Consider the following 13175-nt stretch of genomic DNA (forward strand, 5'->3'; position numbering starts at 1 on the left):
TTACTCGTATTAATATTGAGGCTGGCAGCGCAACGTGTGGCGCTGCTCTGACTGCACGTTCGTCGGCAGGATGACGTCGCAGCTGTTGTTCGCGCCCCACTTCACCTGGAACTTGGACTCGGCCGTGATTCCGGTTAGGTAGGCAAAACCGCTGTCAGCAATGATGGCCACTTCGCGTCCTGAGGCATCCTGCAGGCTGGCGCCAAACGGTGGGTATGAGCCATCCGGCAGCGTTAAGGTGACCAGGGCCTTGGACCCTTGAATGACGGTCAGTCGGCGATAGCCGATGGCGCCTTCGGTCAGGGTCGCTTCGGTCACCGATTTGCTGGCTTCCATGTCATCGGCCAACTTGTTCACGTCAATGCTCACGTCGGTGCGCGAGTAGCTGGTGTGGGCAGGTACTACTGCCACACCCATTGCGTTGGTGCGAACTTGGCCGTTTCGCAGGGGCACGCCCTCGACGCCATTGGTGTCGAGCATGATGCGTGTACCGCCATTGAAGGTCGGAGGATGCAGGGCGCCGCCGGCAGCGGTTACCGTCGCGCCGCCCTGCATGCCAAACCCTACGCTCTGGCTGCCATCCGATTGATAGCTGCCGTTCAAGTTGTAGTCGCCATGGGCGGTTCTCTGGCTGTAATACCCCTGCATGCCTTGGCCTTCGGCACCGCTACTGGCCCTGACCTGGTAGTTATTTTCGTTGTTGTACTTGGAGTAGCTGGCGGATTGACGCAAGTCGCCTTTGTTCAGATAGGTGTCGTAGCCCACTCTCTGGCTGGCACCGAAAGGCACAGACACAGACAGGGACACGCTGTTACTGGTTGATTGGGTATTGCGTGTCTGGCTCAGGGACAAGGTCACGGAGACACCTTTGAATGCCCCGACGTTAAAGTAGCGGCTGGCATTCGCACTCAGGTAGTCGGTAGCGCTGTTGTCCCAATAGTCTTCGTGGGTATAGGACAGGAAGGTGCTAAAGCCCAGGTCGGTAAAGTTTTTATTGGCCAGTATGGTGTAGGCCGTCTTGCTGTTTCGACCGTAGACGTCGTGATTGCGGGCGTTGACAAACTCATCCATCGTCATGAAGTTTCGTTCAGAGAACCGGTACCCGGCGAAGGTGATTTCGCTGTCGTATTCGTCGAAGCGCTTGGCGTAGTTCAAACGCCACGAGTGCCCCGTGAGCCGCCCTTGCTCGGGCACAACGGCGCGCGTCTGGGTGACGTCCACCGACACCACGCCGAACTGGCCAAGGTTGTGTCCGATGCCGCCCGCGACCGCGCTATAGCCGTCGGTCAGCAGGCCGCCGCCAAACAGCGACCAATCGCTGTTTAGGCCCAAAGACATTTCGCCCGTGGCAAAGGTTGGCCCTGTTTGCTCTCGGTCCCAACTGCTGGGGCGACCGGCAGTCACGTTGTAACGCACGTAGCCCGGCCGGCTCAGGTAGGGCACGTTGGCTGTTTCCATCTGGTAGTTCTGGGTGCTGCCGTCATCCTCGGTGATTTCAATATCCAGCTTGCCGCTCACCGCGCTGTTGATGTCACGGATGCGAAAAGGGCCGGGCGGCACCGCTGTTTCATAGAGCACGCGCTCACCTTGGCGTACCGTCACCCGGGCATTACCCTGAGCGACACCCACGACTTCAGGTGCATACCCGCGCAGGCTTGGCGGCAGCATTTGGTCGTCGCTGACTAGGTTGACGCCCTGGTAGCGGAAGCCATCGAACAGCTTGGAGTTCAGGTTGATTTCACCCAACGTCAACTTGGCGCCCATTGTCGGTAACGGGCGATAGGCGTAGAGGCTGCTCCAGGAAAAGTTCTGGCCACTATAGGTCTGGCTTTGGTAGCGACGGCCTTGGAAGTCGCCACGCAGGCGCCATGGGCCAGCGTTAAAACCCAGGGTTCCGTTGGTGCCGATTTGCGTGGATTTGCCCATGTCCGAGTATTGGCTAGTCGAGCCGTTAAGGTTGTAATCCAGCATGAACCCGGCAACGCCTTGGTCCCACTCACTGATGGGCGTCCAGTTGGGGTCGCGATATTCCAGCCAGGCTTGGGGCACAACAACGTACAGAACACCTTTGCTCATATCGGGCCTAAGACGCACGCCGGCAAGACTTTCTACGTCCGCGCACGCCTGTGCCGGCCCCCAGGTACCGAGTTGCTGCAGCGCCTCGGGCTTTAAGCCAAAGTTGGCCACCATCTCCATCGGCAGGCAGGCCCGCGTGGTGGTTTCGCTCTCGTCGACGGGGTAGAAATGCAAGCTCCCTTCGGGCAAGGCTCTATCGTTTACTTTCAGACTCATCAGGTACTGACCGGGCGTGACATAGTTGGCCGATTTGAACCGGCTCAGGTCAATGCCGCTGCGATCGGAGATGTCCATGACGTCGAGGTTAAATTCGACGGCCTGAGAGGCCTGTGAGTAGTTCAACGAGCTCACCAATAACACGGTCGATAGAGTTTTCTTCCCAGGGGTCATAGGTTTTCAAACACTGAACTATATTTAGTTTCTGAATGCTCTAGATACGCTAGAAGGCAGATGGGTACTTCAGTGACTCACGTCTGTGTCTGGTAACGCAGGCAGTCTTATGACTTGGACATAACCGGATATAAATATTGATATTCTTTGCCTGGCCCCGAGCGCAATACTCGGCCAAGACTGAAACTAGACGTTTAAAGCGCCGAGACTCAAGAGCCCCGACGCACAAACGGAGATATAACGAAACAGCGTGTCAAGACACGGTTAACGCTTATTCGTAGGCCAACATGAAGTTAGCAGTCGCATTGAACGAACCTGGGGTGACCGCTTCGTCTTTAGCGGTGGTGCCTTTCAGGTAAGCGCCGAAAACCAGGGTGTTGTCGCCTTGCAGCAGTGTACGGGCGGTGGAAGCCTCACCCAGCTTTACCTGTACGCCAGAACCGTTGGTCAGCACAATGCCAGCGCCTTTGGCCGAACCTGCAATACCCAGAAGGCTGCTATCGTTCGCGTCGGCATCACCACCGAAGGTGACTTTAACTTTCTTCAGTGTGCTGATATCACACTGGCGCAGTTCGATATTAAAGTTTTTAACTTCAGAGGTACCGTTGTCAGCCAACGCCTTGTTGGAAACTTGGTCCATGATGACGGTCTGGTCTACGCTTTTAGAGTCCAGCGAGCAAGGCGCATCAATGATCGAACCTTCAAAGTGAACTTTACCGCTGCCGGCAGAAGGCGCAGGTGCAGCATAAACAGTTGCACTGCTAACAATGAGCGCAGTGAAAATTGCCAGGGGAGCCTTGTGAAACTTCATCTTGTCATCCTTAGGGTTCAAGTGAGGGGGTGTATGCGACGCTAAATACCTTACTTCGAAAGCTTGCTGTCGCAGCCGTTGGTATATTAAGGACTTCAAGGGTGCGTTCTAAGAGGCTCGTTCCTGCGTCCATTTAGGACCAGTCCTACAGAACTGTAGGCTGCATCTGATACCCTTTGAAAATCGCCTGATAGCCAGGATTGAAGTGCGCCTCGCCCGGAGGAACCGCTCGAGTTTCTCGCTGGCACAGGCAGGGCTGTCCGACAGCACCGCCAAAGAATCGCAGTAATGGCGTGCCCTGCCCTATACGTATGGCGTGAAGAGGCGGCGGTGAAGGATCACCGCTATAGACGGGGAGGTTCCGAGCGAAGGCTTGCGAGGGCTTGCTCCAGCTCAAAGATGGCTTGCTCAACGGCGTCGCCCGCGTCCATCAAGGTTGAGTAGGGCACTTGTTGCTGGCTACAGACCTGCTCCAAGCGTTCGCAACAGGTAATCAGGCGGTTGGCGGTTACCACGCGCGCTGCGCCTTTGATTCGGTGGCCCAGTTCGAACAACTCACTGATGTTCTGATCTTCCACCAGCTGGATCAGGTCCTCCAGGTCTTTGCGATTACTCACCATCAATTCGTCGATCAGATGGTTCATCAAGGCCGTGTCGCTTCCGGTCAGTTCCTCAAGCGGCGCGAGGTCGTAGAGCACACCCTGGTCAAAGTGCTGAAGGGGCTCGGTATTAATCACGGGTTTGTAACCCAGATTCTGCCGGACCAGGTGATGGATAGCGCTGATGCGCTCGGCGAGTACATCAAGCCCCACGGGCTTGATCAAACAATCGTTCATGCCCGCCTGGATACTGCGTTCTATCTCTTCGGGTTGTGCATCAGCCGTCAGCCCAACGATGACGCAGGCCTGACGTTGTTGCTCGCGTTCCTCCTGACGGATGGCTTTGGCGAGTTCCGGGCCGCTCATCAATGGCATATGGCAGTCGGTGAGTACGATGTCGAGTCCACCTTTGAGCCACTTTTCCAGCGCAACCGAACCGTTTTCAGCCTCTACGACCTCATGCCCCAGAAAGCTCATTTGCTGGCGCAGAATCTCCCGGTTGATCGCGTGATCATCGACCACCAGCACCTTCCAGGTCTGGACGATTTCCGGCAGGTTTCTCACGCCATCCAGCTGATGCACTTCAACCGATTCCAACGTATTGAGCAGCAGTTCCACCTGCACCTGAGTGCCCTGCCCCCGTGCACTGTTCATCGTGAGCCTGCCACCCATGAGTTCACACAACGAGCGGCTGATCAGCAGCCCCAAACCCGCGCCTTCTTGACCTTTGCCTACGCCTTCTATCGTCTGGCTGAAGGGTTGGAAGAGCTTTTGCTGATCGTCATCGGAGATGCCGATGCCGGAGTCTTCGATCAGCAACTGTACGCTCAAGCGACCCGACTCCATGGCCTCGCCGCGGATTTGTACCTTGACACTCCCTTCGTCGGTAAATTTGATCGCATTGCTCAGCAGGTTGGAGAGCACCTGCTTGAAGCGCTGCGGATCGAGCAACACATCGCAGTTGATACTCGAGTCGATATCCAGCTTCAGATCGAGGCCTTTTTGCAGTGTCAGCCCCTCAAAGACCTTTACCACTGACTCCATTAATTCACGCAAGTTGGAGCGTTTGGGCGCCAAGCTCAGGCGCCCAGACTCGATACGCGCGATGTCGAGAATGTCACCGATCAGGCCCAGCAAGCTTTTGGCTGATGAATAGGCAATCTCGATACCGGCTTGATCGAAGGTGCCTCGCTCGCCACGCTTAAGCACCAGTTCAAGGATGCCGATCACAGCGTTCATCGGCGTACGAATTTCATGGCTCATGGACGCGAGAAACGTGGTTTTGGTGCGGCTCGCTTCATCGGCAATGTTCTTGGATTTCTCCAATTCATCGACCAGTTGACGATGCTCTGTTACATCCAGCCAGCCACAAATGACACCGATGACGTTGCCTGCGGCATCATGAAACGGCTGAATCCAATAGTCGATCCACAGCGACTTTGCATTCAGTGTCAGCGCGCACGACTGAGTTACCGCCCGGTCTTCGTCCATGGCCTTCAAATAACTGTTGTGAAAATCGGGGAGCAGCGGGCAATTACTGTCGATGATTTGCTCAACCGTTTTGCCCAGAACCTGTGACCGGGTCAGCCCCACTACTTCCAGATAACTGTCATTGCAGGACAGCATTCGGCCGTCGCGGTCGCGCATATAAACGGGATGCGGCATGCCGTTGCTCAGTGCCTGCATCAGCGCCAGATGGTCGACCAGCGCCTGCTCCGCCGCGACGCGTTTTCTGATCTGCCGGCGCAAGTAAAAGATCCAGCCCAAGGCCGTCAGTAATATAAGCAACGCTGCGCCCACAATGCTGGCGATCACCCCTCGATAGTCGTGCCAGGTCTGCCCGCTCATCGAAGCATTGGCACGCCAACGATTGGAAACGGCGTTCAGTTCTTCAGGCGGAATGCTCAGTAAGGCTTTGTCTAGAATCGACTGCAGTTCGGTATCACTGCGGCGCATGGCAAAGTTGCCGGTGGCTTGGCCGTTATCAATGATGTTGGCCACTTTTAGCTTCTGGTCGTAGAGCCGGGCCACGTAGTAGCGGGCGACACTCAAAGAGACGATGGCGGCATCGGCCTTGTGCGTGTTGACCATGCTCATGGCATCGAGAGTGGTAGAGGCCGTCACCATGCGGATTTGTGGAAAGTCGGTTTTGATCTTGTCGAACACCACGTGGCCTTCGGCGACGGCCAGACGCTTGCCTTGTAGGCTGTCCAGATCGGTAATGTCGTGGCTGGAACTGACGTTGGTCACCAGTGCAAAAGAGGTGGAGCCAAACGGACGACTGAAGCGCAGAAAGGCTTCGCGGTCGGTACTTGCGGTCAAAATCGCCAAGTCGGCTTCGTTGGTTCGTATGGCCTCCATGATGCTTGGAAAACTGCCCTTACGTAGCACCTCGAACTGCAGCCCGCTGCGCAGGGAAATCATACTCAGCAGATCGGCGACGACACCGTTGAAATTACCGTCGGTGTTGTAATAGGCAATAGGTGCAAGGTCGTCATTGATCACTAGACGCACCACCGGATGGCGCTGAATCCAACGACGCTCCTGAGGCGTCAGCAGCAATTTTCGATCCGTCAGCGCAACGTCCCCGCCGCTCCAACGTTTGACGATCGTCATCAATCGCTCCTCACCCAGGGAGTCGATGACCGTATTGATAATATGCTCCAGGCGCGGGTTTCCCTGGTGCATAGCAAAAGCGAATCCGCCGGAATTGATATCCAGAAAACGCTCAAGTCTTATATCGTTGAAAAAATCCCGGTTGATCATGCTGAACGCCGATAGGTGATCGCCCAGGTAGAGATCGGCGGGCCCAAATGCCAAGGAGGCCATGGCTTCCATGTGTGACTTCATTGGAACAAGTTTCGCCGCGGGGAAGCGCGCTTGTAGCTCAGCCAACGGCAAATAGTCCGCAGGTGTGGCAATCGTCAGCCCGCTCAAGTCATCGTCAAAAGTGCGGGAATCACCTTGGCGCCTGAACAGCGCCGGCCGATCCTTTACGTAGGGCTGGCTCAACACCACCGAAGGATTGTTGAGCTCAAAGCTGTTGGAGCTGGACAGCAGATCGACTTGCCCGGACTCCAGGGCGGCTAAGGCACTCGCTCTGTCAGGTAGGGCAACGACCTGGACCTCAACGTTCAACAACTGAGCGATCAACGAGACAATGTCAGCACTGATGCCCTCATAGTCTTGACCGTTAAAGATGGTGTCCAGTGGGGGAAAGCTTGACGCAGACACACCCAGCACCAGACGGTGCTTTTGTCTCAGCCAATGCCAGTCGTCTTCATCCAGCACGATGTCCGTAGACTCTTGGCTTAGCCGACTGCCGAGATTGAGCGGGCTGACCGCGGGGCCTTCGGCAGCCGCTAAAAAACTCATCACTATGAGACAAAAGGCGAGCATGCCGTTCGTTACCCGCGTGGATATATGAAAGTTTTTCAATCGGGTTACCTGCGTGAAACGAAAGGTACTGTTTGAACGCTAGTTCATGCAGTAGAAAAATGTAAAAACCGATAAGCACGGTGGCGGGCAGCCACTACGGTGCCTATTGTCTAATCACTAAGTTGCATCCGGCGTTGCATAGTTTGCACTTTGGTCCTGGCAGTAGGAAATGAAGTGCTTGCCGGGCATTGGCCGTGCGAACAAAAAGCCTTGAGCCAACGTGCACCCAAGCTCCAGTAGCTGCTTGGACTGCTCTTGAGTTTCCACGCCCTCGATCACCAGCGACAGTCCAAGGGATTCGGAGAGGGTCACCGTGCTGCTGATAATCGCTCGGCTACGGGGTTGGAAGTCCAGTTTCCGTACGAACGAGGCATCCAGTTTTATCTGACTGAAAGGGAACTCGCAGAGCCGCTCAAGCGAGGAATAACCGGCGCCGAAGTCATCCATCGCCAACCCGCATCCGAGTAGTCTTAGCCTGACTAGCGTTTCCAGGCTACTGGCCGGCGCCAGCACCAATCCTGTCTCGGTGACTTCAAACATCAACCCACTGGCGGGTAATTGAGACTGCTCCAGCGCTTGGCTGATATGTTCCAGCAGTTCCAAGGAGGCCAGTTGTGATACGTGCAGGTTGAAGGCCAACTCAATAGGCTGTCGTCGCTGCGCTAACAGCTTTTGCAACGCGATGCCTTGGCTGAACAACGAGGTAAACAACTGCTCCACAAGATCGTTAGCTTCCATGACGGGCAGAAAGCGAATAGGCGACAGTATCCCCAGTTGCGGGTGGTTCCAGCGAGCCAGCACCTCCGCCCCATTTAACTGACCTGTGGCCAGACTCACTTTGGGTTGATAGTAGGCCTCGAACTCGCCATTGTTGAGGCCTCGTTGAATATCCGAGGCGCAAATCGCTACAGTGTCCTCGCCATGCGTAGATTGGGTGAGTTGAGGTCGACGGTAACGTTGCAACAGCACCTTAGCCCGGCCGAGATTGAATGGCTTTCCCAAGTCCCCAAGAAACACCAGCCCAAGCGAGTGGACCATCGAAACCGTTGCCTGACGCAGGACCGGATCGAGGTCGCTGCTAAGAATCACTGAGCGTAACAGGCCGAGTTGACTCGCATGGTGCAAGAAGGTCAGGCCGTCCATACCACGCATGCGCAGGTCACATATCGCAATGTCTACGCCGCCGATGGCTTTTAGTGCTGCGAGCGCTTCATTTCCGTCTGACGCCTCACACACGTGCGCGACTCCCGCCTTCTTTAAGGCAGATACGGCGACCAACCTTTGAAAAGGCTGGTCTTCAAGTACCAGTACGCTGAGTTCGGGCATGGCAAACCATCTAGAAATAGATAACAAGCGCAATAATCACCGAATTTTCCTACAAAATCGTTCGTCCGCGTCCTCCTGAGTTGTCAGACCATTCCTACGCGACTGAGGAAAAAACTCAGGCCCTACAAAAGCACTCGCACTTACTAAAAATCGTGATAAATTTTCCTAGAGAGATAGGATTGGTTACTTTACCATTCATCGGCTTTCACAATTTAATGCGGCCCAACTAGGCTTTGAGGTCGACATTATTGAGGTGCGACACATAACTTTCTAGCGGATCTGATGCCAGGATGATCCTGTCAGCTTTTTAAGAGTGAAAAACTTGGACGATGTGAAAAATGAAAAAAGTATTAATTGTAGATGATCATCCAGTTATACGCGCCGCCCTGCGGATCGCACTTGAAAAGCATGACATGCACATTGTGGGTGATGCCGATAACGGTGTGGATGCGGTGAGCCTTATCAAGACTCTACAGCCGCGCATCGTCATTCTCGATATCGGGATGCCAAAACAGGATGGCCTTGAAGTCATCAGTCGTATCCGGGCGCTCGAACAGCCGGTATTGATTTTGGTATTTACTTCTTTACCCGTGGAAACTTATCTCAACCGTTGCATTGCGTTAGGCGCGAACGGCTTTGTCAGCAAAGAAGAAAGCTTAAATAATTTGACCAATGCGATCACCGCGCTGCTGGACGGATACACCTACTTCCCGAACCGTTCCTTGAATGCCCCGCACGCCGGAGATATTGAGACTAGCGACCTGGCGAGAGTAAAAAAATTGACCGACAGAGAAGTATTAATACTGCAGCAACTTGCACTGGGATATAGCAACAAAGTGATTGGCGACAAGATGCAGCTCAGCAATAAAACCATTAGCACCTACAAAACCAGAATACTGCGAAAGCTTAATCTGGACACCCTCTTGGAGCTGATTGACTTCTCCAGAAGAAACAACATTATAAAATGACTTTTCCCACACTTCGCATTTAAACACCCCTTGCCTGTGCAGATTATTCTTTATGAGCGCGGCGAACACATTTATTTCATCTGCACAGCGTGCAGCCGCTGAGTACCGGTGCAAAAACCCACTAATCGGCAGTGAGATTCCGCCGTCATGAAACTTCCTGTCCCTTTTCCATCAGCCTCTGAACGGACAGAACTGGCTCGGCAAGTCGATTCGACTCCGACTCGACATCGGACAATTGCTGCGTGAACACTTCCTATTGAAGACGGCCAATGAACGGTGAAAAAGGCCTGGGCGCCGATCCTGCTACCCGCCGCGCAATAACCAACACCACACAACGCTGGGCAAGCCAGCTCCCACATTTGATCTCCACACGACCTACTTGCGGGGTTTGATCCGGGCGGTTGGTTCGGCCACCAACGGGTCATCCGGCCAGTAATGCTTCGGATACCGGCCCTTCAAATCCTTCTTCACCTCGGTATACGTGCTGCGCCAGAAGTTCGCCAGGTCTTGCGTCACCTGCACTGGCCGTCGCGCCGGGGACAGCAGGTGCAGCTTGACCACCTGGCGCCCACCGGCGATGCGCGGTGTGTCCGCCAGGCCGAACAATTCCTGCAAGCGCACCGCCAGAATCGGTGGTTGTTCGCTGTAGTCCAAACGCACCGAAGAGCCCGACGGCACTTTCACATGCTGCGGCGCCAGCTCGTCCAGGCGTTGGGGCAGCGGCCAGGGCAGCAGGTTGTGCAGGAAACTGGAAATATCCAGGTTGGCGAAATGGCTCAGGCGCGAGACTTTGCCCAGATACGGCATCAGCCAGTGCTCCAGGCTGGCAAGCAACGCCTTGTCACTGATGTCGGGCCATTCGCTGGTTTTACCGGCGTCCAAGTGGCGCAGCAGCATGACGCGGGCCTGCCATTGGCGCAGTTCAGGCGTCCACGGCAGCAGCTCCAGGCCTTTGCGGCGCACAAGGTTGACCAGTGCCTGGCTGCGGGCGGACTCGTCCAGCCCGGTCAATGGTTCACGGCTCAGCACCAGTTCGCCGACTTTGCGCTGGCGTTCAGCACGCAAGACGCCTTCGCGTTCATCCCAATCCAACTGGTCGACGTTGCGCACTTGCTCGGCGAGCACCGTGTCGAACAGCGCCGGATCGAAGTCCGCCGCGAGGTAGATGCGTTCTTCACGCTGGCCCTGCCGGCTGCCGAGGTCGGCGATAACCAACCAGGGTTGTTTCATCAGGCTGTCGGCTTCGGCGAACAGCGCGGCGCGGCCGTTGGCCAGGCGGTACTCGGCGCCACCGGGGCGACGTTGCTGGGCGACACGGTCCGGGTAGGCCAGCGCCAACAAGGCACCGAGCCAGCGCGGGTGGTCGGGGTCGGCCACGGCTTGAATCGCCGGGCCGCGTAAATAGCCACGGTATTGCCGCGCCAGTTGCTTGGCCCGCTGCACGCCACCTTGGGTGCCGCGCGCGCGTTCTTCACCGGACATCAAGGCCAGGCGGCTGTGCAAGTCAGCACCGCCACCGCGCAAGATATCGCGCTCACCTAACAGCGCGGCCACATCACACGCTGTCGACGCCAGTCCCAGGTCCTGCCCGCGCAGCAGCAGATGGGCGATACGCGGATGGGCCGGCAACTCGGCCATTTTCTGGCCATGGGCGGTCAGTTTGTCGTCATTCAAGGCGCCAAGGCGCACCAGCAGATCCTGGGCCTGGGCATACGCGGCAGTCGGCGGCACATCCAGCCACACCAACTGCGTGGGCGTGACGCCCCAGCGCGCCAACTGCAAGGCCAGGCCTGCGAGGTCGGCGGCGAGGATTTCCGCGCTGCCGTACGCAGCCAGACCTTCGTGCTGGTCCTCGGACCACAGGCGATAACACACGCCCGGCTCCAACCGCCCTGCCCGGCCGGCGCGCTGAGTAGCACTGGCACGGGAGATGCGTTGGGTGTCGAGGCGGGTCATGCCGCTGCCCGGGTCGAACCGCGGCACCCGCGCCAGCCCGGCGTCGATCACTACGCGCACACCGTTGATGGTCAGGCTGGTCTCGGCGATGTTGGTGGCCAGCACAACCTTGCGTTTACCCGCCGGCGCCGGGTCGATGGCGGCGCGCTGGGCATTAAGGTCGAGCTCGCCATGCAGCGGGCACAGCAGCACATCACTGCGATCCCCCAAAGCGTCGGCCAGTTGCTGGTTAACCCGGCGAATCTCCGCCTGCCCCGGCAAAAACACCAGCACGCTGCCGGTTTGGTCATGCAGGGCTTCGAGGATGGTCTGCACCACACGCGGTTCGATGAATTCACCGGGCTGGTACGGCCGCCCCCAGCGCATCTGCACCGGGAACATGCGCCCTTCACTGCGCAGGATCGGCGCGTCATCCAGCAGCCCGGCCAGGCGCTCGCCTTCGAGGGTGGCGGACATCAGCAGGATTTTCAGTGGCTGCTCATCGCGAAACAGGTCGCGGCCGTTCAGGCTCAGGGCCAGCGCCAGGTCGGCGTCGAGGCTGCGTTCATGGAATTCGTCGAAGATCAGCAGGCCCACGCCCTCCAGCGCCGGGTCGTCCTGCAGGCGGCGGGTGAGGATGCCTTCGGTGACCACTTCGATGCGCGTCGTGGGGCCGACCTTGCTGTCGAGGCGGATACGATAGCCGACGGTTTCGCCGACCTTTTCACCCAACTCACTGGCCAGGCGCTCGGCGGCCGCGCGCGCGGCGAGACGGCGAGGTTCGAGCATCAGGATGGTTTGCCCCGCCAGCCAAGGCTCGTTCAATAGCGCCAAGGGTACGCGGGTGGTTTTACCGGCGCCGGGCGGCGCTTCCAGCACGGCTTCATGGCGATTCGCCAAGGCGTCACGCAAGGCGGGTAAAACATCATCGATCGGCAACGAATTCATACTGGCTCCAAAGCAGAGCGGCGAGTATAACGGCGAACTGGCGGATGCCGGTGGTGGTCTCAAAGACACCACTGGCTTCGAAGATAAAAACGGTCAAAAGTGGGAGCGGGCTTGCTCGCGAAAGCAATCTGTCAGTCGACGAATATGTTTCTGAAAGACCGCATTCGCGAGCAAGCCCGCTCCCACATTGGATAGTCGTCGTCGCGTAGATCTGGCTTATAGTCACCTTTCAACCGTGTTCAGGAGAATTTTATGCGTATCGCTTCCCGTGTCATCGGCGGTGTCCTCGCCGTCACCCTGCTGAGCCAACTGACGGCCTGCGGTTCGATTTTCTACCCGGACCGCCGGGGCCAGATCGGCGGCAAGGTCGACCCGGCGATTGCCGTGCTCGATGCCGTTGGCCTGCTGTTTTATGTCATCCCGGGGTTGATCGCATTCGGCGTCGACTTCGCCACCGGCGCTATTTATTTCGAGCCGGGCAAAACCGCACAAGTCGCGCCGGAGAAGTTGCACGAAGCCATCGGCGCCGACGGCAAAGTCGATAACGCCAAGCTGCAAACCATCATCCAGAAAGAAACCGGCCACACCCTGCCGCTGGATGACCCGCGCATGATCCAGTTCAAGGGCAGCGTGCAACAACTTGCGTCCCTGGGCCTGCAACCCGCCGCTTAAGGATTCGACCCG

At 57.0% G+C, this 13175-nt stretch carries 7 protein-coding genes; 2 read left to right on the forward strand and 5 right to left on the reverse strand.

All coding sequences use genetic code 11. The features are described 5' to 3' along the window. Positions 1 to 9: 9 nt before the first annotated feature. The 4 genes from ACLBW8_RS19640 to ACLBW8_RS19655 form a co-directional block, all read right to left on the reverse strand. Positions 10 to 2427 (reverse strand): fimbria/pilus outer membrane usher protein, encoded by a 2418-nt coding sequence (locus ACLBW8_RS19640; RefSeq protein ID WP_447806126.1) that lies wholly within the window; start codon positions 2425 to 2427, stop codon positions 10 to 12. 310 nt (positions 2428 to 2737) lie between these two features. Continuing rightward, on the reverse strand, positions 2738 to 3277 hold the full coding sequence (locus ACLBW8_RS19645) for a fimbrial protein (RefSeq protein WP_169998335.1): 540 nt from the start codon (positions 3275 to 3277) through the stop codon (positions 2738 to 2740). A gap of 344 nt (positions 3278 to 3621) precedes the next feature. Then, positions 3622 to 7314, reverse strand: coding sequence for a transporter substrate-binding domain-containing protein (locus ACLBW8_RS19650; protein WP_447806127.1), 3693 nt, complete (start codon positions 7312 to 7314; stop codon positions 3622 to 3624). 117 nt (positions 7315 to 7431) lie between these two features. Next, entirely contained in the window at positions 7432 to 8640 is a 1209-nt protein-coding gene (locus tag ACLBW8_RS19655) for an EAL domain-containing response regulator (protein ID WP_221295700.1), read from the reverse strand. A 338-nt stretch (positions 8641 to 8978) separates the two neighbouring features. On the opposite strand from ACLBW8_RS19655, the gene ACLBW8_RS19660 reads away from it, so the two are divergent. Then, positions 8979 to 9608: a response regulator transcription factor gene (locus ACLBW8_RS19660; protein ID WP_221295701.1), complete on the forward strand. Its 630-nt coding sequence runs from the start codon at positions 8979 to 8981 to the stop codon at positions 9606 to 9608. 375 nt (positions 9609 to 9983) lie between these two features. Here the strand turns inward: ACLBW8_RS19660 and hrpB are convergent, their stop codons facing one another. Further along, on the reverse strand, positions 9984 to 12491 hold the full coding sequence (gene hrpB / locus ACLBW8_RS19665; RefSeq protein WP_447806128.1) for an ATP-dependent helicase HrpB: 2508 nt from the start codon (positions 12489 to 12491) through the stop codon (positions 9984 to 9986). 252 nt (positions 12492 to 12743) lie between these two features. Here hrpB and ACLBW8_RS19670 point away from each other — a divergent pair, with 252 nt between their 5' ends. Beyond that, positions 12744 to 13163, forward strand: coding sequence for a hypothetical protein (locus tag ACLBW8_RS19670; RefSeq protein WP_064454257.1), 420 nt, complete (start codon positions 12744 to 12746; stop codon positions 13161 to 13163). Positions 13164 to 13175: the final 12 nt, after the last annotated feature.

This window comes from Pseudomonas sp. M5A4_2d (genome assembly GCF_053345295.1).